Here is a 20,274-nt window from a genome sequence, read left to right on the forward strand (position 1 = left end):
AGTAAGCGTTTTAGCGAGCAAGTATTCTAAGTAAGCGTTTTAGCGAGCAAGTATTTTAAGTAAGCGTTTTAGCGAGCAAGTGTTCTAAGTAAGCGTTTTAGCGAGCAAGTGTTCTAAGTAAGCATTCTAGCGAGCAAGTGTTCTAAGTAAGCATTCTAGCGAGCAAATATTCTAAGTAAGCGTTTTAGCGAGCAAGTATTCTAAGTAAGCGTTCTAGCGAGCAAGTATTTTAAGTAAGCGTTTTTAGCGAGCAAGTATTCTAAGTAAGCGTTCTAGCGAGCAAGTATTTTAAGTAAGCGTTTTAGCGAGCAAGTATTCTAAGTAAGCATTCTAGCGAGCAAGTATTCTAAGTAAGCATTCTAGCGAGCAAGTATTCTAAGTAAGCGTTTTAGCGAGCAAGTGTTAATGTTTTATGCAGCGTTAATCATTTGACTAGAGCTGAATAAGTTTAAAGAGTCTAAACCGTAATTATTATTTTCAACTTTCCTTTTAACTGGAGCCGGGGCTACTTCTTTTTCTACTTCAGGTCTTACACCTATTGAAATAACTTCAGAATAAGTTTCGCTACCGTCTTTGTTCACTATTTTAAGTCTGTAATTGTTTTGACCAACCGCTGGCTTAAGGTCTACAGATATATACCTGAGAGCCTTTGCAGAATTATAGCTACTGAAAGATTGTAAAGACTTGAAATCTTCAATGTTCTCTGCCTTCTCTAAAACTATTGATTCAAAATCGCTACCTTCTGTAGAAAACCAAGATACTTTAACTTGAGAACCTAGTTTATTTAAAGAAAAGTTAGAAACACTTATTGCACTATTGTTTGTTGTTCCGCCATTCTTATCATCAAGTGAGTAAGCCGCTTGAGCAGTAAAAACCAAAACCGAAACTAACAATAATACTTTTTTCATTTTTCTTTTTCTTTAGAAGCATCAGAGTGTTTAGATATTTCCTCCGTGCTTTAGTAATTCAAAGATATATAGTGAAAGATGACGTTCGTCATGTTTTTCGATAAACGGTCATGACTTTTCGATAAACGGAATGTTTCTCCGGAAATTGAATGATTAAATGGTGTGATTCTGTACTAAAGAGCCTTTTCTAAGGACTAATATTCATTTTAGGTGTAGGAAGAAATGGGCTTATTTTAGGTTAGGATATACTTTCTAGTGCGAAAAACTAATAAATTGATAGAATGAAAACCAAAAAGGGTGGTGCTGCGTTTTAATTTAAAGGTTACCTATTCTTACCTATCTTTAATTCAATTATGAAAGGATTTCGTTTTACAGATTTTAAACCAGACATGAAGGGTGGAGCTAGTTTTGAAAAACTGCTTGACATCTTTCAGCAGCTACTCCTAATTTTTGCGGGGGATGTGAGCGAGTCACTGAACTACATGAATGAGCTGGATAGGCGTTATAATATAACGGATGATACCTACGCTATGGCAGACTTTATTCAAGACCTAAAGGATAATGGCTATATAAAGGAAGAAGAGCAAGAAGGCGGTGGAGGTATGAGCATGACACCCAAAAGTGAACAAAGCATAAGAAAGCGTAGCCTAGATGAGATTTTTGGTAAATTAAAAAGGTCAAAAGGTGGCGGAAATCATAAATCAAAGTTTCCTGGGCAAGGTGGGGAGAAAAGCAGCGATATAAGGCCTTTTCAGTTTGGAGATAGTTTAGAGCAAATCAGTATGACGGAGAGTTTAAAAAACGCTCAGGTAAATAGTGGTTTGGGTGATGATTTTAGATTAACAGAGAAAGACCTAGAAGTGGTAGACACAGAAACTAATCTAAATACTTCTACTGTTTTAATGATTGATATTAGTCATTCCATGATATTATATGGTGAAGATAGAATCACACCGGCAAAAAAGGTAGCTCTAGCCATGGCCGAACTTATCAAAACACGCTACCCTAAGGATAATTTAGATATCCTAGTTTTTGGAAATGATGCCTGGACCATTAAATTAAAAGACATACCTTATTTAGAGGTAGGGCCATATCATACAAATACAGTGGCTGGTTTAGAACTAGCCATGGACTTATTAAGAAGAAGAAAAACCAAGAATAAGCAGGTATTCATGATTACCGATGGAAAACCTACTTGCCTTAAAGAAGGTATCAATTATTATAAAAATGCTTTTGGCTTAGACCGAAAAATTGTAAACAAGACATTGACTATTGCTGCACAGGCAAGAAGGCTTAATATTCCTATCACCACTTTTATGATTGCTTCGGACCCTTATTTAAAGCAATTTGTAAGAGATTTTACCAAAGTAAATAACGGTAGAGCCTACTATTCTAATTTAGATGGCCTTGGAGGTTTTGTATTGGAGGACTTTGAAAAGAACAGAAGAAAAAACGTAAGATAAACGCCCTAAGATTTACTATTAATGACCAAGAAAGAACGTTACGCAGGTATTGTTGAGTATTTCTCAAAACATCAACCTAACCCTGAAACTGAGTTACAGTACACCAATCCTTACGAATTAATAGTAGCTGTGGTGCTTTCAGCACAATGTACCGATAAACGTGTCAATATGGTGACACCGTACCTATTTGATACTTATCCTAATGCAAACGCTTTGGCGGCAGCTACACAAGAAGACGTTTTTCAAATAATAAGAAGCATTTCTTACCCTAATAATAAGGCCAAGCACTTAGTTGGTTTAGGGAGAATGCTAATAGACGAGTTTAATGATGTGGTACCTGGCACTATAGATGAGCTGGTTAAACTTCCTGGTGTAGGTCGTAAAACAGCCAATGTAATAGCCTCTGTCATACATAATTTGCCAACCATGGCGGTAGATACTCATGTATTTAGAGTTTCTCATCGTTTAGGTTTAGTTTCTTTGAAGGCCAAAACCCCTTTAACGGTAGAAAAAGAATTGGTCAAAGAATTCTCTGACGAAATTATTCCTAAAGCACATCACTGGTTAATATTACACGGTCGTTATACTTGTTTGGCAAGAACGCCCAAGTGCGAGGTTTGCGGAATAACGGCATGGTGCAAGTCATACCCAAAGATTCAAAAACATGGACATAAAGCAGTTGATGAAAAGCTTCCCAAAATCGGGTAAGGTAAGATGGATAGGTATAAGGGAAGAAAGAGCAGTAGCTGTCAAAGAGGCTAATGAGGTTATTGCCACGGCATCAAAAGGCTTAAAGGGAGACCATTACAAAGGCAAAAACAAGAAACGACAAGTAACCTTAATTCAGGCAGAGCATATTAAAGCTGTTGCCGATATTCTAGGATTAGAAACTATCAATCCTCAGGAACTTCGCCGTAATGTTGTCATATCCGGAACCAACCTTTTGGCTTTAAAAGACCTTACTTTTACACTAGGCACCGCAAAACTAAAAATGACAGGTTACTGTCATCCCTGCTCCAGAATGGAGAAGAATTTAGGGGAAGGCGGCTATAACGCTATGCGAGGTCATGGAGGTATCACAGCAGAAATATTAGAAGACGGCCTTATTAGAATAGGAGATTCGCTGACGGTACTAGAAGCTTAATAATCTATTGGAATATAAAAAATAACATATTATGAACTATTGGTTAGTAAAGACAGAACCCGACACTTATTCATGGGATGATTTTGTGACATTAGGACGTGACCACTGGGATGGGGTCAGGAATTATGCGGCCAGAAAGCATATGAAAGAGATGAAGATAGATGACCTAGTTCTTTTTTATCATTCTAATAAAGGAAAGGACGTAGTAGGCATAGCCAAAGTAGTGAAAGAGTTTTATCAAGACCCCACCACAGATGATGACCGCTGGGTGGTGGTAGATTTGGAACCCGTAAAAAAACTCCAAAGAGGGGTTACATTACAAGAAATTAAGGACGATGAACGTTTGAAAGATATTGCTTTGGTAAAGCTACAGCGTTTGTCTGTTCAGCCAGTACCAAGAGAGGCCTTTCATATCATCATTGAAATGTCTGAAAAATAATAATAAAGCAGGGTTTGCTTCAAAAACCATATTGTCACTTGTATGAAATACCTTTTTTTGTTTTTACTTCTTTCTACCAGTACCGTTTTTGCTCAGCTAGAGAAAAACGTTCAAGTGGAGGTTTTAGGAAGGCCTACGTGGCAAATGCTTATACCTTTAGAAGAGCAGGGTTTGATACTCATTATAAAAACGGATGTTACCAAAGCGGCTGTTTTCAGGTTTGATAAGAATTTGGATAAACTTTGGGAAAGAGAAGTTTTTCTAGACGCCGAGGACGAACCTAAAGCCTATACAGTAGCCAATGACCGCATAAGCCTGCTTTTCTCAGAAACTAGTGGTATGTATTACCAAGTTTTTCAGTTTAACTTATCATCTGGTGAGGTAAATCAAGATGGTTTTGAGCTTCGCGAATATTTCTTAGACCAAGATTATGTTTTTCTTAACGACAAAGTCTTAATGGCAGGTGCTAACGCCAAAGGGGCTGCATTTTTTGAACATAATTTCAATACGGAAATAGGAGAACTCAAAGCAGACAGTACCATTTTAGGTTCTGTTTCTGTCAATTTGTTTGAGTATTTACCAGAAAAGAGCCAAATAGAGAGCCTATGGTCCGTAAAACAAAAAGGCTATTCTAATGAAAAGAAGAAAAAAGGGGAGTTTATCAAAGATGCGTTTGTTACACACGCTATTTTAGATACCACAGGTACGGTTCTTTTTAAAACGGAGATTAAGCAAAAAGGTGGAAAGTTTCCTTTGGACGGAAAACTAGTTAGATTAAGTAATGGTAAAAAGGTGGTTTTAGGAACCTATCAATCTAATATAGGAGATAAGGGCATTTATGTTTATAACCTTTCAGGTGGGGGAGATATGAAAACTTATTCTTTCACATCGCTTCTTAAAGGTAACAGAAGTTTGTCGGTCGAAAACATTCAAGAAATTCTTAAGTCTTATAATTTCCTTTCTAATAAACCACTGGAAGGAAATGGGAACATCATTTTCGGAGGGGTTTTTCTTAAAGCACAGTATCAGTCAATAACTGAACAAGACCCATATAATCCTTATAACTCCCCATATGGTGGAGGTTATGGCCGTAGCCGCTATGGAAGCAGGTATGGGTATTATAATCAAAGAGGAAACAGCACCACAAGGCAAGTATTTAGAGGGTATCATTATCCTACCGGTTTTGTAATGGAATTGACTCCAGATGGCGATTTGATTACCTCGAACAGAATTGACATCAATAATTTATCTGGTCAAGTTCAGCAAGCTTTAGCTTATAATGAAAGAGGGGCAGTCTCTTATTGTTTAAAAGGAGATTTAGCGGCTAATAATTTTAATATAGGTACAAAGCCTCTGCTTTATAAACTGTCTGATGAAGAGAAGGGTGTGAAAAATATGCCTTACCTACCTTCTTATTCTGAAGTGCAGTTTTGGTACGGAAATTATTTTATAGCAGAAGGGAGTAAAAGCAAGATGGAAGCCATGTCTGTCAATGATAATTTGGTAAAGAGTAATACAAAGAAAAAGCGTGGCCTTTTTGGCAAAAAAAGGAAAGATACACCCGCTAGTTTCACTCAAATAAGAAAGACCATTTATTTAACTAAGATAGCCAGTGGAGGTTAATCAAAAACCTTATTAGAAATTACTTTAATCAGCCATAAAAAATTCACAACTTTGTGGCTCATTTTTAAGAATAGAATTGCGTTTCCTTCCACTCATTGGTGTTTTATTATTTGTTTCTTGTGCCAAAAACCAAAGGAACGGCACCGCCTTGGCTGAAATTGGCGAGATAAACATTGTTCATCAAGATAGCTTAAATCTCACTAAGTTAAATAGTGTGATAGCCGACAACCCTATTTCAGGAGAAGCTTTATTTAAAAGAGCCAAAATTTTTCACAAATTAGGTAGGCACCAAGAGGCCTTAAAAGATGTAGAACAAGCAAGTGGTTTAGAACCAAACAATCAACAACTTACGTTTTTGAAATCTCAAATTCTTTTTAAGCTTAATCAGTTAAAGGAAAGTGTTTTAACAGCAGAATTAGCCGCAGGGGCAGGTTTAGAGTCGCCACTATTTTACACACATCTGTCAAAACTGTATTTAGAGGTAGATAGCCTTAATTTAGCTTCTCAATATATAGATGAGGCTCTTAAAGTGATGCCAGAAAATGCAGAGGCCTTAAGAATAAAAGGAAGCTGGTTTTTAAAGAAAGATAGCCTAGGAGCTGCAGTAAATGTGCTACAGCAAGCTTTATTGTTAGATAAGGCTAACCCTGAGTCATATGACTATTTAGCCAAAGCATATTTAAAGTCAGATGGTCGGTTAGACTCGGCCGTTCAGGTTACCGAAAGGGGATTTTTGCAAGAAGGCTCTGATGAAAATATAGGTCTTTGGCACAATAGAGGCAAAATAATGGAACGCCTAGGCAAGCAAGATAGTGCTTTAAGGGTTTATAATAAGGTTTTAGAAATATCTCCTAAAGCTAGTTTTGTAAATGGCGATATCGCCAATATTTACATGCAGTATGGAAACTTTACAAAAGCTTTTGAAACATTTCAATTAGCCATAGATAAATCTTCAAAGGAAAAAAGTATTTACCTTCGTGCAGGATATTGCTTAGAACGCCTTCAAAGATATAAACAGGCACAAGAATTGTATTTGAAAGCTCAAAGGGTTTTTCCTGGAGATGAGGACTTTGAAACGTCCTATCAAAGAATGACAAGTTTAGTAGAGCGGATATATCGCTCGGTAGATATATAAAAATAGATTTATGATTAAGATTTCGCTGCCAGACGGGAGTGTAAAAGAGTTTGAAAAGGGAGCATCTGCAATGGATGTAGCTCTTTCAATTTCAGAGGGATTAGCAAGAAACGTACTTTCTGCAAAAGTAAATGGAGAAGTTTGGGACTCAAACAGGCCTATCAATGAAGACGCGAGTGTTCAACTTTTAACATGGAAAGACACGGACGGGAAATCTACGTTTTGGCACTCTTCTGCTCACTTAATGGCAGAAGCATTAGAGGCTTTATATCCTGGCATTAAATTTTGGATAGGACCACCTGTAGAGAATGGATTTTACTATGATGTAGATGCAGGTGAACAGTCGATTTCATCAAATGACTTTGGCAAGATTGAAGCTAAGATGATAGAATTAGCTAGGCAAAAGAACACGTTTGAGCGTATTCCTATGTCAAAAGCTGATGCAAAGTCTTATTTTGAAGAAAAGAATGACGAGTATAAACTAGATCTTTTAGAAGGTTTAGAGGATGGTAGCATTACGTTTTATAAGCAAGGTAACTTTACAGATTTATGTAGAGGACCACATATTCCTAATACAGGATTTATAAAAGCTGCGAAAATAACAAACGTTGCGGGTGCTTTTTTTAAAGGAGACCAGTCAAATAAACAGTTAACACGTATTTATGGTATAACTTTCCCTAAGCAAGGTGAGCTGAAAGAATACCTTACCATGGTAGAAGAAGCTAAAAAGCGTGACCATAGGAAACTAGGTCAGGAGCTTGACTTGTTTGCATTTTCTGAGAAAGTAGGAAAAGGTTTGCCATTATGGTTACCAAAGGGTGCTATGCTACGTGAGCGTCTTGAAAACTTTTTGAAGAAAGCTCAATTAAAAGCAGGTTACTTACCAGTGGTTACGCCACATATTGGTAGTAAAAAACTTTATGAAACCTCAGGTCACTGGGAAAAATATGGAGAGGATTCATTCCAACCTATAAAAACACCAGAAGAAGGGGAGGAGTTTATGCTAAAGCCAATGAACTGCCCGCATCACTGTGAGATTTTCAAAACTAGACCCAGAAGTTATAAGGACCTTCCACTAAGGTTAGCTGAGTTTGGTACGGTTTATAGGTATGAACAGTCGGGTGAATTACATGGTTTAACGCGTGTAAGAGGCTTTACGCAAGATGATGCTCATATTTTCTGTGCTAACCACCAGGTAGAAAATGAATTTAAAAAGGTTATAGACCTTGTGCTTTATGTTTTCAAGTCTTTGGGCTTTGATGATTTCAGTGCTCAAATCTCTTTAAGAAGTAAAGAAGATAGAAGTAAGTATATTGGTAATGACGAGGACTGGGATAAGGCCGAGCAAGCCATTATTAATGCCTCTGCTGAGAAGAACCTCGAAACAGTTATAGAGTATGGTGAAGCGGCTTTTTATGGCCCTAAGCTAGACTTTATGGTGAAAGATGCCTTAGGTAGAAAATGGCAACTGGGAACTATCCAAGTAGATTATCAGTTACCTAATCGATTCGAATTAGAATATGTTGGTGCAGATAACCAAAAACACCGACCTGTAATGATACATAGGGCACCATTTGGTTCTATGGAGCGTTTTATAGCTATTCTAATTGAAAACACAGCTGGAAATTTCCCACTTTGGTTATCTCCCGAACAAATTGCCATATTACCTATATCTGAAAAATATGAGGATTATGCCAATGAACTCTTCCTTGACTTGCAAGAGCAAGACATTAGAGGCTATGTTGATCATAGAGACGAGAAAATTGGAAGGAAAATTCGTGATGCTGAAATGAATAAGATTCCTTTAATGCTAATTGTTGGAGAAAAAGAACAACAAGAGCGTAAAATTTCTGTTAGAAAAAAAGGAGAAGGTGATATTGGCCAACTTTCTTTTGAGGAATTCGTATTATTTGCCAATAAAGAAATAAATAAAAATATTCCGAAGTTTGGTGCAAAGTAACGCAAAGCCTACTTTTGGTAAAATTTAAAGAAATTTTTAAGAAACAAGGGGTTTCTTTGTTTTAAATATTAAATCTCAATTATATACTGCTGAATGGCAAAACACTTTAGGAAAAATTATAGAAGACCGGTAAGGCAAGAAGACCAGCATCGAATTAATGATAGAATCCGTGTTCCGGAGGTAAGATTAGTAGGTGAAAACATAGAGCAAGGCGTTTATCCAATAGATAAAGCAAAGGAACTAGCAAGAGAGCAAGGGTTGGACCTAATTGAGATTGTACCTAATTCAAAGCCCCCTGTTTGTAGAGTATTAGATTACTCTAAGTTCAAGTACGAGCAGAAAAAGAAACAAAAAGAGCTTAAGGCCAAGCAGCAAAAAACCGTCATTAAGGAAATTAGATTCGGTCCTAATACTGATGACCATGATTTCCAGTTTAAGTTGAAACATGCTCAAAATTTCCTTCAAGAAGGTTCTAAGGTTAAAGCCTTTGTACACTTTGTAGGAAGACAGATAGTTTTTAAAGATAGAGGTTACGAATTAATCGGAAGATTTTTAGAAGAGGTAGAGGAGTTTGGTAAAGCAGAAGCCCCACCAAAACTAGAAGGTAAAAGGCTAACCATTATCATAGCACCTAAAGCAGGTAAGAAATAAAAGCCCTTAGGGCTTTTTTTTATGTCTATACTTTGTATTGTGGTATTTGAAATGTAAAGGGTAGAGCGTAAAAAAGCCTGCAATTAATAAAATTGCAGGCTTTTTGTAAATATCGTAAGGATGACTTAAGCTAACTCAGAATTGTCTTCTGTCTTATCTCTGAAAATAACTTCGTCGTTTTCAAACTCTTCCAAAGACATGCTAGTAGGCTTAGGCTGACGCTCATAAAACTTAGAAATTTCAATTTGCTCTCTGTTTTCAAATATTTCTTCAAGATTATCTACAGTAGAGGCAAACTCAGCTAATTTAGATGTTAATTCATCTTTGGTTTTCAAAGCAATCTGTCTTGCTCTTTTAGAAGCAATAAACACTGACTTATATATATTACCAGTCTTGGCCGCCAATTTGTCGGTATCTCTTGTAATTATTGAAGGATTAACTGCCATGTTTTTTTATTCTTTATTTGTGAAACGAATTGCAAAAATACAATTTTTATTGTAATTGCCCTTTGATTGTTTATTTTAATTTGGGCGTAAGAAGAGCTTCTTCTTTTGCAGCTTCAGCATTTTTTAATCTCCTTTCTGCTGCTTCTTCTTTCAAACGCTCTATTTCTTCCTCTTGCTCTATAACTTTGGCTAAAGCGGCTTGAGCTTCCTCATATATTTTGGCCATTTCTTTGGCGTAGCTACTTGAAGGATATGCATCTACAAAAGCCTCATGAAATTTTATAGCTTTTTCATAACGTTCATGTTGTCTTCTAAAGAAAGAGTTCTCTGCTAATTCAAATTCAGATTTAACTTGAATGTAGCCTAATTCTTCATTGTACCTAGAATCAGGGAATTCTCTTTTGAAATTATCAATGGTGATTACAGCTGCCTTATAGTTAGCAATAGTTACCCCACTGGTGTTATAATAAAGTACCGCTTTTTCATAGGCTTTTCTTTCTAAACGCTCTCTAAGGTCTATAAGGTTTTGTGTACAGCTCTCCGCATACTGACTCTTAGGAAATGTGTTTATAAAGGTCTGTAGAGCGTCAATGGCCGTTAAGGTGCTGCTTTGGTCTAAGTTAAACTTTGGTGAGTCCTTAAACATAGAGTACGCATGCATATAGAAAGCCTCTTCAGCATACGGGCTATTTGCATAAGTAGCATAAAAGGTTTTAAATAAATATGAACTTAGCTGAAACTGACCTTGGTAGTAGTTGCAATAGGCATTATAAAATTGCGACTTCTCCGCAGTAGAATCTCCTTTTAATAATGGAGTTATTTCATCAAAAAGTAAACCGGCGTGAAAGTAGTCTGCTTCATTATAATATTTTATGGCAGCGGTATATTTACTTTCTGTAGTTCCAGACTTTTGAAGTTTGGTGAACTCACGGTTACAGGAAGTGAAAAGGGCTAAAGCAACTAGAAAAAAAAGCGGCTTTAGGAGGTGTTTGAAATTCATTCGGCAAAGGTAATAAAAGGCTTCGATAGTAGAACGACATGCCCTTCTTAATAATTATGTATGCTTGTTGATTTAAGGAGAATTAACACTTAGTTGTGTCTAACAAGTAGTTTTTTTGTAGCTACTTTTTTTCCGTCCAAAATAAGTTGATAAAAGTAAACTCCATTATCCCATGATCTTGTTTGAACAGTAAGCTTGTTATCAAATGAGTCTAAACTAAAATCACCCATTTGGCCACCTAAAATATTGTAGAAAGAAATCTTAGCGGCTTTTTTTGAACTATTAAGCTTGTAATCTAAATAAGCAAAATCATTTGCTGGATTTGGATAGATATTAGATATGGAAAGTTCTTGGTCCACAAAAAGTTTATCCTTACTGAGGCTTTCTGCTTCGTACACTGCTTTCGGAGAAATTACCTTATTAGTGTTTTTTAGTAAAAGGTCTTTGTAAAACTCATTAATTACTGAGTTACTATTTACTGAAATTTCGGAAGGGAGAACGCCTTTACTAACGTAAGAGCTTACTGGCTGTGTAGATATTTTACTTGGACTCGGGTTTTTACCAATATTAAGCCTAGACTGATTACCTTGTGCATTTGCCAAGCCAAAAGAGGCTAGTAGCATTAGCACTGCACAGGAAAACAGTTTTATATTTTTAGACATTTGCATTTCCTTGGTAAACTTTAAATCATTCAGTAAAATTTGTTTCTACAAAAATATATAAAAAAATCTCAATCTTTCCTTAATAGACGTAGAAAAGAATCAAAAGGTTGTCCGTTAAGTAGTTTTTTTTAGTTTTTTAACAATATTTTTTAAATTACTGAGTTTGACTACTCAATTTTTGGAAGGTTGTCCGCCGGAATTATAGCAAAATTTGAACCAAGGACCTCTTCTTTGCTGGGTTTTGAGTCAATTTTCCAGGAGAAGTTTGGTAGCTTCTGTTGGTCGCTTTTTATTTCAAAAGGAGGAATCAATTTTGACTCCGCACTTCCCATAAAAGCTATTCTTTTGACTTTTCTGTCCATGAAGTTTAATCGCATTTTACTGCATTGTACTTTATTTAGTCCAATCAATTTGTTGTAATCGTCAAGGGTATAGTAAATACTTTCCCCGTTTCCATCTACATCCACCTGTTTGATGCTTGTATCATCATCAAAATTGGCCAAAATTTCTCGGCCTTTAATCTGATTGAAATTCCCTACAGAGTCTTTAGCTACCACAAAGCTGTTTTGATTGAGAAACATGTTCTTAATCTTATTATTGACCATGTTAGCTGTGATGGTATCACCTTCTAATTGGCTATCGCCACTCCAGATAATTGGGCCTCTGATAAAAGTTATGACGGAGTCTACTAGATTATAATTAAGCGAGTCACATTTTGACTGGAAATCGTTTCGATAGATTTTGACATCGCCATGAGCTATTATGAACTGAATTTTATCTACTTCTGATTCTGCCGTGTCTTTTATAGCTGTATTTGGAATAGTAATATTTGTAGTGTCAGTTTGAAGGATATTTTGGGTACTATCTTTTTCAGTAGCAACAATTTTAGTTTGTGTAGCGTTTTCAGAGTCTACTCCTTGCATAGAAATGCCTGAAATATCTAAATAGGCCGCACTGTCAATTGATGTAGTGTCCATTATCAAACCTTCTTTTATGGAGAGGCTATCGTTTAAAGAAACGGTTTGAAGAGAATCTGTCAAAAGGCTGTCTTTAGTTACCAGGCTGCTATCAATAGCTAAAGTGTTTTTTATAACGTCGTCAATATTTTGGTAGGCATAAATAAAATCGGCTCTTAAGTATAGTGTGTCTCCACTTGTAACAGAACGCAAGAGCGTATTTCCAATCATTTTAGTCAGCCTCAGCGAGGCTATCTTTTCCCCATAATCTCCATTTAAGTACATGCTGTCTTTTTTGCTAAAGAAAGCAACATTGCCCACACCAAAACCCTCTTCCGTTAGCATGTCAAAGTTTAGGGTGTCTGCCTCTAAGGTGTATTCTTCGTTTTCCACTAATGAGCGACCGTAAAACTTTGACTTTCGTGTGTCTGTGAAATAGTATCCTCTGGTGGCGGAAAGGTTGCCATCAGGAGAGTTTATAGTGGTGTAAGATATGAAATCAGCTCTTTTTGTTAAACTGTTATAGTCTAATGAATCGGTACAAAGAACAAAATCAGGGTGGAGAATTTCCACATCACCGAAGTAATTGAAAATTTTAGTAGTGGTATTATAGTAACCAGTTTTACTACTTAACTGAACGGAGTCTTGATGAATCACACCTGGAGTAGGGTAGTAGGCCACATCCGTATTCAGATTATAATTCATTTTGGTAGACTCCAAAGTCATTTCATCATCGGTCATGATGACCCTTTTACCTTGAATCTTGGCAATTCTTGTATTACCATCATAATAGAGGGTATCGCCAGTAATGGTCAATGTGTCGCCTTGGTTAATTTTTATTTTGCCGTAGGCTACCAGGTTATTCGTACCCGAATTATGGATGGCTCGCCTACAATTCATATAAACTCCACGATGCAGAAATTGCACATCACCATAGAATGTTCTAATCTGACTTTCGCCAGAATTCACTATCAGCGAATCCGCTTTTATAAGTTGGATAGTAGATTTTGGACCTCTGTCAATAGCCGGGTTTAGTGGCTTCTGAGCCCAAAGTTGGCTAGAGCTCAATAGTACAAATACAAAAACTATATACCTCAAGTGCAGAATTGTTAAGAAATTGCTTCGCAAAATTAGTGTAATTTTGTGGCATTACGGTCTATAAAACCATGGATATTCCCTTTTTAACATACCTTAAGACTAGTGTCAAAGTTTCAGATTCTGATGGAATTTTACTCGCCATAAGTGGTGGGGTAGATTCTATGGGTATGCTAAGGCTTTTTGAGACTACTACATTTAAGATAGTGGTGGCTCATTGTAATTTCTTTTTAAGAGGAGAACATTCAGATGGGGATGAAGAAATGGTAAGAACTTACTGCCGCCAAAGAGCGATTCCTTTTGAAACTGTAAAGTTTGACACTTTAGGTTTTGCTGGTCAGCATAAGATTTCTACTCAAATGGCTGCTAGAGAATTACGTTATCCTTGGTTTGAGAAACTTTTAAAGAAGCATGATCTTAAATGGGTAGCTACAGCTCATCATGCTCAAGATTCTCTAGAGACGGCTCTTTTAAATTTGACCCGCGGCACGGGCTTAAGCGGTCTTAAAGGGATTTTACCAAAGTCTGGCAATTTGATACGACCTTTGTTGTTCGCTAAGAAAAGCGATATTAGAGCTTTTGTGGAGAAAAATAAGGTGCCATGGCGAGAAGACAGTTCTAATGCTTCTGATAAGTACTACAGAAATCATGTGAGGCATCATGTGATTCCATTATTAGAAAAGTTAAATCCTAAATTGGTTGAGAATTTTCAACACACTAGCTCTAGGGTAAATAGTGCTCTAGATTATATCAAAAACGAGTTAGAAGCCTTTAAAAAGGAGTGTTTGGAGGTTACAAAGGACAGTATTTGCGTTGATTTTGAGGTTTTCTTCGATGAAAAGAAAAGTGCTGTAATAGAGTTTTGGCTGGATGAACTTGGTTTTAACTATGATGTAAGTATTTCTATTTTAGGCTCTAAAGAAAGTTTAAGTGGGAGTCAATTTTTAAGTGCTAGTCATCGCCTTTTAATTGACCGTGACACAGTGATAGTGACATTGTTAAATCAGGTTAAGGAAAAGATTAATATAGACATTGAAGCTGATTCTAAAGAGGTGAATTTTGCTTTTGGAACTTTGAAATTTAAAGAATGCCTAGAATTTCCTTCCAAAAATGATTTGATGAATGCAGACAATGCTTTTCTAGATGCTTCAAAATTATCTTATCCGTTAACACTAAGAAATTGGCAAAAAGGAGATGTTTTTCAACCCTTCGGAATGAAAGGGAAAAAGAAGGTTTCCGACTACCTGATTGATAAAAAAATACCGGTTTATGAGAAAGAAAAAGTTCTGGTATTATGTTCCAACAAAGAGATAGTTTGGCTAGTGGGGCAAAGAATTTCAGAAAAGTTTAAAACCAATAAAAGTGCTTCTGAAGTTTTAGAAGTTACATATTGTAGGTTTTAGAGCTGGAGGTAATTCTGGATTTTCTTATTAGGAAAAGACTTTGGCACGGCTTTTGGATAAGTGTTAATGTGCAAATCCTAATAGGAAAATGAATATAAGAACGTCCATGTTGAAGAAATGTGCTGGACTATTAATCTTTTTTACGCTAATAGTTTTTCAGTCATATTCGCAAGCTAGCCTAAAAGCGGGTAATCGTAACTTTGAGAGACTAAGTTATGTAGAAGCCATAAAGAACTACGAGGCTTTTGTAGAAAGTGCAAAGTCAGATGACGAGGATCTTCCCGAAGGCCTGTCAAAACTGGCATTTTGCTATAAAAAACTGCAAGATCATACTAATGCCGAAAGGGTTTATAGGATTCTTTTCAAAAATCATGAAAGTATTTTGGATAGTAAAGAGTACCTGAACTTTGCACAAGTTTTGGCTAGTAACTCTAAATATAGAGAGTCTCAGAAATATTACTCCCTTTATGGAGAAAGACAAAGCAGTGATTTAAGAGCTAAGAACTTTACAGTGGCCTATATGGATAGGTCATCTTTTGCACGTGATTCATCTTTATATCAAGTAAAATATTTAGACGCTATAAATTCTAGCCAAGCAGATTTTAGTCCGGTTTATTTTGGTAAAGGTCTGGTATTTGTTTCGGCTAGAGAAGAAGATAAGTTTATAAAGCGAGTGTTCATGAATAATCAAACACCATTTTTGGATTTGTTTGAATACCCTGACACTACAAAACTTTCTATAAATTATAAAGGAAAAACAGTAGCTTCATTATCTAAAAGTAGCAAAGGTGGAGGAGCTATTTCTGCATTAAGCGAGGGTTTAGAGGGTTTTAGTAAAAAGTTAAACTCTAAGTATCATGAAGGCCCAGTTACATTCTTTAGTGATCAAAAACAGGTCATTTTTACACGGAATAATTACATCGGGAACAAATCAGAGAAAAGTGAAGATGGAATCAATAAGCTGAAGCTTTATTCTGCCAAGTTTGACGGAAATAAGTGGGACCATATAGACGAGCTGCCTTTTAACTCTGATGAGTACTCTTGTGGTCATCCATCTTTGAATATGGGTAATACGAAGTTGTATTTTGTTTCTGACATGCCTGGAGGTTATGGTGGCACAGACATTTATGTGGTGGAGTATAACGGCGGAAACTGGGGCAACCCTAAAAATATGGGTAGAGATATTAACTCGGAGGGGAACGAAATGTTTCCGTTTATTGACGAGTTTGACAATATTTATTTTGCATCTGATGGGCATGCTGGCTTGGGAGGTTTAGATATTTTCTATGTTGAGTTAGACAATGATAAAGCGGTTTCACTTCCAGAAAACTTGGGTACACCTATAAATTCAGAGAAAGATGATTTTAGTTTAATTACGGACGGGTCCAGAAATTCAGGATTCTTTGCTTCTAACAGAAAAACAGGTTACTCTGATGATGATATTTATGCATTTGGTAGAAAGTGTCGTGAGCTTAAAGTTTCGGTTTATGACGCTAGTACAAATGAACTTTTGCCCGGTGCCGAAATAAGGCTTATCAAAAACGGGGTAAATCAAGATTTATTTAAAACGGATGGTAAGGGCGAGGTCAATGTATGTATGGGAACTGGTTTAGACTTTAACTTTAATGCTTTCATGGAAGGTTACGAATCTAACTCCGTTGGGTATGAGAATATGTATGTGACAGAAGAAGGGCATGCAGAACTTAAAATAAACTTGATAGCCTCTAAATTACCACTAGTTAAAGGAGTAATTAGATCAGAATTAACAAACGAGCCAATTGCTGGTGCCACTGTGGTTTTGACTAACACGAGAGACGAGTCTACCGAGACTGTAATTACAGGAAAAGACGGTAGATACGAGTTTCAGCCTATAAAAAAGGGGAAGTATGTGGTGTCGGCAGTAAAAGATAATTATGCTACAAATACAGAAGAAATAGGTAAAGTAAAAGCAAAAAGAAAGGAGAATACCACCTACGAACAGAATCTTGGCATGATTGCTGAAGGTGATATATTTAGAATCGAAAACATTTACTATAACTATGGTAAATCAGACATTCGGAAAGACGCCAGAAAGGAACTTGACAATACGGTTTTACCAATTTTGAAAAAGTATCCAAACATGGCAATTGAAATTAGGTCTCATACAGACAGCAGGTCAGGAGCTGATTTTAATCAGGCATTATCTGACAGCAGAGCAAAAGCTGTAGTAGCTTATTTATCTAAAAGAGGAATATCAGAAGGTAGACTTTTAGGAAGTGGTTACGGAGAGACAATGTTAGTTAATGGATGTGCAGATGGAGTGGATTGTAGCGAACGGAAACATCAATTAAATAGGCGAACAGAGTTCAAGATTTTGAACGTAAATGAGCCAACAGTTAAAAGAGATTAAAGATATATTTTTTCATAGTTTAGGGTTAAGGTTTATTATAGAATCGGCTTGGATAGTGTTTCCGAGCCGATTTTTTTGTTATAAATCAACAAACCTTTATTTGTACTACTTCTATTTTTTATTGGATAGTTTTCGCTAAATTTTAAAATAGCTCTATTTGAAAACGACATTCTGCATAAAGCGGCCTATTTTCAAAGAAAAAACTTCCCAAAAGTATGCGGTATTTACTTCTACTGTTTTTATTAGTTTCTATTTCCGCTTTTTCTCAGAAACCTCGTTTAAGAGATTATGGCATTGAGATAGGTGTTTTAAAACCTGGTAAGTATAATGCTATTACTGATGTAAAGGGAGTAAAAGTAGGGCACACTACCCTAGCTATTGGCGACAGCATAAGAACAGGCGTTACGGCCATACTTCCGCATGAGGGGGATATTTATCAATGGAAACTACCAGCAGCTGTTTATATAGGCAATGGCTACGGAAAGCTTGCAGGATATAGCCAAGTGAAAGAGTTAGGAAATATAGAAACGCCTATTGTTCTTACAAATACTTTAAGCGTGGCGGCAGCCACAAATGCTTTAATAAGCAATACACTTAGTCAGCCTGGCAATGAAAACGTCCGTTCGGTGAATGCTGTGGTGGGAGAAACCAATGACGGTTACCTTAACGACATAAGAGGAAGGCATGTAAAGGAGGAGCACGTTTTAGAAGCCATTAAAAATGCCCAAACAGGAAAGGTAGTAGAAGGCAATGTGGGAGCGGGTACGGGGACTATTTGTTTTCAATATAAAGGAGGTATAGGAACATCTTCAAGGCTTATACCTGAAAAGTTAGGAGGCTATACGGTAGGTGTACTGGTACAAACTAACTTTGGTGGCGTTTTTGAATTAAACGGCGTGCCTATAGCAAAGGCTTTAGATAATTATCCAAGAGCTTATACTTATGACGTGGATGGCTCCTGTATGATGGTGGTAATAACTGATGCTCCTGTGGATGCCAGAAACTTGGAGCGAATGGCGAAAAGGGCGATTATGGGTCTAGCCAAAACAGGAGGAATAGCTTCTAATGGAAGTGGTGATTATGTGATTGCGGTCTCTACCGCAAAAGAAAATTTAATTCCAAATAGTAGTTCATCCCCTATTTTACAAAATAGTTTTTTAGATAATGGTGCTATGACACCCTTGTTTCTTGCTACCATTGAGGCTACACAAGAAGCTATTTATAACTCACTTTTTACGGCAGAAAGCACAGTAGGAAGAGATGGTCATGAAATAAAAGCTTTGCCTATTGATATGGTTTTAGAGGTTATGAAAGAGTACAGTGCTTTAAAAGATAATGATGGAGATAAGTAAAATTGAGATTTATAAATCTCCAATAAAACTCAAAAAGCCTTTTGTGATTTCTTTGGGCGAAATGAAGTATGCCGACAATATTATTGTCAAAATTTATACTAATACAGGTTTAGAAGGAATAGGAGAGTGTAGTCCATTTTTGCCCATCAATGGTGAAAGTATCGATACTTGTTTTGTGGTTGGTCAGTATTTGGCTAGTGTATTAAAAGGTCAAAATCCTCTAGATATAGCCCATTGCTCATCAGAAATGGATAGAACTATTTATGGAAACACCAGCATTAAAAGTGCCTTTGATATAGCCATTTATGATATTGCTTCGCAAGAAGCTAAACTCCCGCTTTACCAATTCTTAGGGGCTAAAAAAACGCGAGTACTTAAAACAGATTATACTGTCAGCATAGGTGATGCTATTCATATGGCGGCAGACGCTGTAGATATTAAGGAGAGAGGTTTTGAAGTGATTAAAGTAAAACTTGGTAAAAATGGAAAAGAAGATGTTAAGCGAATTAAGGCCATTAGGGAAGCTGTAGGAATGCAAATACCTTTACGTTTAGATGCAAATCAAGGTTGGACAGTGACAGAAGCTATTGAAACGCTACAGGCTTTGGCATCTTATAACATTCAGCACTGTGAAGAGCCTATACCTAGGTGGCAATTTATGGCTTTGCCAAAGGTTAAAAACGAGAGCCCAATCCCAATTATGGCAGATGAGTCCTGTTTAGATCATCATGATGCTATGAGGCTCATAGCTTTAAAAGCTTGTGATGCCATCAATATCAAACTGGGGAAGTCTTCTGGGATATTTAAGGCTTTAAAAATTATAAAAGAGGCAGAAAAGGCAGGAGTAGCTCTTCAAATAGGGGGTTTCTTAGAATCTCGAATAGGTTTTACAGCCGCGGCTCATTTGGCAATGACAAGTTCAAGTGTAAAGTATATTGATTTTGACACTCCACTAATGTTTAAAGAAGACCCAGTTTTATTGGGTATGACTTATAGCGAAAATGGAGCTATATATTTAGGAAAAGAAATTGGTTTAGGCGTGAAAGTAAAAACCGAATATTTAGAAAGTTTAGAGAGAATAGTGATTTAATTAAAACGAATATTTAGAATGAAAAAGTGGCTAGTGGTAATTGGTTTAATAGTTTCTATGTGGTCGTGTGAGCGTCCTGAAAAGGAAGGAGTGACTTATTTACAAACAGAGGAGTTTGCTAAACTGAACAGGCCGTATTCGCAGGCAGTGGCTTATGAAGATATACTTTATGTTTCTGGTCAAATAGGTGCTCTGCCAAATGGACAAATGGTAGAAGGCGGCATAGAAGCCGAAACTATGCAAACGATGGAAAACCTTAAAGCTATTTTGGAAGCAAACGGTACATCAATGAATAAGGTTATCAAATGTACTTGTATGCTAGCCGACATGGCTGAGTTTGGAGCCATGAGTGCAGCTTATGTCAAATACTTCCCAGAAAATAAACCAGCAAGAAGTGCCTTACAAGGAGCCCTACCTTTAGGGGCAAAAGTAGAGATAGAATGTATGGCGGCTTTGGACTGATTTTAGAATATAATCCATTGTGAGAACTTTTAAGACAAGATGAGGCTGTCTCATATTAAAAAATGAGATGGCCTTTTTTCGTGCTAAATACCCTGA

The 20,274-nt window shown here is 36.6% G+C and carries 18 protein-coding genes; 13 read left to right on the forward strand and 5 right to left on the reverse strand.

Annotated elements, in window-relative coordinates; all coding sequences use genetic code 11:
* Positions 1-410: 410 nt before the first annotated feature.
* Positions 411-908 (reverse strand): hypothetical protein, encoded by a 498-nt coding sequence (locus AADJ06_RS21850; RefSeq protein ID WP_341228630.1) that lies wholly within the window; start codon positions 906-908, stop codon positions 411-413.
* Between the two features lie 353 nt (positions 909-1,261).
* Here AADJ06_RS21850 and AADJ06_RS21855 point away from each other — a divergent pair, with 353 nt between their 5' ends.
* From AADJ06_RS21855 to infC, 8 genes are all read left to right on the forward strand, one after another.
* Positions 1,262-2,371 (forward strand): VWA domain-containing protein, encoded by a 1,110-nt coding sequence (locus tag AADJ06_RS21855; RefSeq protein WP_341228631.1) that lies wholly within the window; start codon positions 1,262-1,264, stop codon positions 2,369-2,371.
* Positions 2,372-2,392: 21 nt separating this feature from the next.
* Positions 2,393-3,079, forward strand: a complete 687-nt coding sequence (nth, locus tag AADJ06_RS21860; RefSeq protein ID WP_341228632.1) for an endonuclease III — start codon at positions 2,393-2,395, stop codon at positions 3,077-3,079.
* A complete protein-coding gene (locus tag AADJ06_RS21865; protein ID WP_341228633.1) occupies positions 3,036-3,515 on the forward strand; it encodes an MOSC domain-containing protein in 480 nt (159 codons plus the stop codon). The genes nth and AADJ06_RS21865 overlap by 44 nt, the downstream gene beginning before the upstream one ends.
* A gap of 31 nt (positions 3,516-3,546) precedes the next feature.
* Complete coding sequence (locus tag AADJ06_RS21870; RefSeq protein WP_341228634.1) at positions 3,547-3,954, forward strand: EVE domain-containing protein; 408 nt, start codon at positions 3,547-3,549, stop codon at positions 3,952-3,954.
* 42 nt (positions 3,955-3,996) lie between these two features.
* Positions 3,997-5,577: a hypothetical protein gene (locus AADJ06_RS21875; protein ID WP_341228635.1), complete on the forward strand. Its 1,581-nt coding sequence runs from the start codon at positions 3,997-3,999 to the stop codon at positions 5,575-5,577.
* A gap of 76 nt (positions 5,578-5,653) precedes the next feature.
* A complete protein-coding gene (locus tag AADJ06_RS21880) occupies positions 5,654-6,712 on the forward strand; it encodes a tetratricopeptide repeat protein (protein ID WP_341228636.1) in 1,059 nt (352 codons plus the stop codon).
* Positions 6,713-6,722: 10 nt separating this feature from the next.
* A complete protein-coding gene (thrS, locus tag AADJ06_RS21885) occupies positions 6,723-8,672 on the forward strand; it encodes a threonine--tRNA ligase (protein WP_341228637.1) in 1,950 nt (649 codons plus the stop codon).
* A gap of 93 nt (positions 8,673-8,765) precedes the next feature.
* Complete coding sequence (gene infC / locus AADJ06_RS21890; protein ID WP_341228638.1) at positions 8,766-9,323, forward strand: translation initiation factor IF-3; 558 nt, start codon at positions 8,766-8,768, stop codon at positions 9,321-9,323.
* A gap of 125 nt (positions 9,324-9,448) precedes the next feature.
* On the opposite strand, the gene AADJ06_RS21895 is transcribed toward infC, so the two are convergent.
* From AADJ06_RS21895 to AADJ06_RS21910, 4 genes are all read right to left on the reverse strand, one after another.
* Positions 9,449-9,769: a DNA-directed RNA polymerase subunit omega gene (locus AADJ06_RS21895; protein ID WP_341228639.1), complete on the reverse strand. Its 321-nt coding sequence runs from the start codon at positions 9,767-9,769 to the stop codon at positions 9,449-9,451.
* 70 nt (positions 9,770-9,839) lie between these two features.
* Complete coding sequence (bamD, locus tag AADJ06_RS21900) at positions 9,840-10,769, reverse strand: outer membrane protein assembly factor BamD (RefSeq protein WP_341228640.1); 930 nt, start codon at positions 10,767-10,769, stop codon at positions 9,840-9,842.
* Between the two features lie 89 nt (positions 10,770-10,858).
* Positions 10,859-11,431 carry a T9SS type A sorting domain-containing protein gene (locus tag AADJ06_RS21905; RefSeq protein WP_341228641.1) on the reverse strand — a complete coding sequence of 191 codons (573 nt, stop codon included), beginning with the start codon at positions 11,429-11,431 and terminating at the stop codon, positions 10,859-10,861.
* A 167-nt stretch (positions 11,432-11,598) separates the two neighbouring features.
* Positions 11,599-13,485, reverse strand: coding sequence for an OstA-like protein (locus AADJ06_RS21910; RefSeq protein WP_341228642.1), 1,887 nt, complete (start codon positions 13,483-13,485; stop codon positions 11,599-11,601).
* 68 nt (positions 13,486-13,553) lie between these two features.
* Here AADJ06_RS21910 and tilS point away from each other — a divergent pair, with 68 nt between their 5' ends.
* The 5 genes from tilS to AADJ06_RS21935 all read left to right on the forward strand — a co-directional run bounded on the left by tilS (position 13,554) and on the right by AADJ06_RS21935 (position 20,178).
* Entirely contained in the window at positions 13,554-14,885 is a 1,332-nt protein-coding gene (gene tilS, locus AADJ06_RS21915) for a tRNA lysidine(34) synthetase TilS (protein WP_341228643.1), read from the forward strand.
* 88 nt (positions 14,886-14,973) lie between these two features.
* Positions 14,974-17,274 carry a carboxypeptidase regulatory-like domain-containing protein gene (locus tag AADJ06_RS21920; protein WP_341228644.1) on the forward strand — a complete coding sequence of 767 codons (2,301 nt, stop codon included), beginning with the start codon at positions 14,974-14,976 and terminating at the stop codon, positions 17,272-17,274.
* Between the two features lie 215 nt (positions 17,275-17,489).
* The gene (locus tag AADJ06_RS21925) at positions 17,490-18,626 is read left to right on the forward strand and encodes a P1 family peptidase (RefSeq protein ID WP_341228645.1); all 1,137 of its coding nucleotides are present in this window, start codon (positions 17,490-17,492) and stop codon (positions 18,624-18,626) included.
* Entirely contained in the window at positions 18,610-19,716 is a 1,107-nt protein-coding gene (locus AADJ06_RS21930; RefSeq protein ID WP_341228646.1) for a dipeptide epimerase, read from the forward strand. Before AADJ06_RS21925 ends, AADJ06_RS21930 begins: the two co-directional genes overlap by 17 nt.
* Before the next feature lie 18 nt (positions 19,717-19,734).
* Entirely contained in the window at positions 19,735-20,178 is a 444-nt protein-coding gene (locus AADJ06_RS21935) for a Rid family detoxifying hydrolase (RefSeq protein ID WP_341228647.1), read from the forward strand.
* Positions 20,179-20,274: the final 96 nt, after the last annotated feature.

The sequence above is a fragment of the uncultured Arcticibacterium sp. genome, from assembly GCF_964021845.1.
GTDB lineage: Bacteria > Bacteroidota > Bacteroidia > Cytophagales > Spirosomataceae > Arcticibacterium.

Bases quoted from the DNA above. Each gene is read 5' to 3' on its own strand.
- AADJ06_RS21850 (WP_341228630.1), bottom strand. From the start codon at position 908: ATGAAAAAAGTATTATTGTTAGTTTCGGTTTTGGTTTTTACTGCTCAA.
- AADJ06_RS21855 (WP_341228631.1), top strand. From the start codon at position 1,262: ATGAAAGGATTTCGTTTTACAGATTTTAAACCAGACATGAAGGGTGGA.
- nth (WP_341228632.1), top strand. From the start codon at position 2,393: ATGACCAAGAAAGAACGTTACGCAGGTATTGTTGAGTATTTCTCAAAA.
- AADJ06_RS21865 (WP_341228633.1), top strand. From the start codon at position 3,036: ATGGACATAAAGCAGTTGATGAAAAGCTTCCCAAAATCGGGTAAGGTA.
- AADJ06_RS21870 (WP_341228634.1), top strand. From the start codon at position 3,547: ATGAACTATTGGTTAGTAAAGACAGAACCCGACACTTATTCATGGGAT.
- AADJ06_RS21875 (WP_341228635.1), top strand. From the start codon at position 3,997: ATGAAATACCTTTTTTTGTTTTTACTTCTTTCTACCAGTACCGTTTTT.
- thrS (WP_341228637.1), top strand. From the start codon at position 6,723: ATGATTAAGATTTCGCTGCCAGACGGGAGTGTAAAAGAGTTTGAAAAG.
- infC (WP_341228638.1), top strand. From the start codon at position 8,766: ATGGCAAAACACTTTAGGAAAAATTATAGAAGACCGGTAAGGCAAGAA.
- AADJ06_RS21895 (WP_341228639.1), bottom strand. From the start codon at position 9,769: ATGGCAGTTAATCCTTCAATAATTACAAGAGATACCGACAAATTGGCG.
- bamD (WP_341228640.1), bottom strand. From the start codon at position 10,769: ATGAATTTCAAACACCTCCTAAAGCCGCTTTTTTTTCTAGTTGCTTTA.
- AADJ06_RS21905 (WP_341228641.1), bottom strand. From the start codon at position 11,431: ATGTCTAAAAATATAAAACTGTTTTCCTGTGCAGTGCTAATGCTACTA.
- tilS (WP_341228643.1), top strand. From the start codon at position 13,554: ATGGATATTCCCTTTTTAACATACCTTAAGACTAGTGTCAAAGTTTCA.
- AADJ06_RS21920 (WP_341228644.1), top strand. From the start codon at position 14,974: ATGAATATAAGAACGTCCATGTTGAAGAAATGTGCTGGACTATTAATC.
- AADJ06_RS21925 (WP_341228645.1), top strand. From the start codon at position 17,490: ATGCGGTATTTACTTCTACTGTTTTTATTAGTTTCTATTTCCGCTTTT.
- AADJ06_RS21930 (WP_341228646.1), top strand. From the start codon at position 18,610: ATGATGGAGATAAGTAAAATTGAGATTTATAAATCTCCAATAAAACTC.
- AADJ06_RS21935 (WP_341228647.1), top strand. From the start codon at position 19,735: ATGAAAAAGTGGCTAGTGGTAATTGGTTTAATAGTTTCTATGTGGTCG.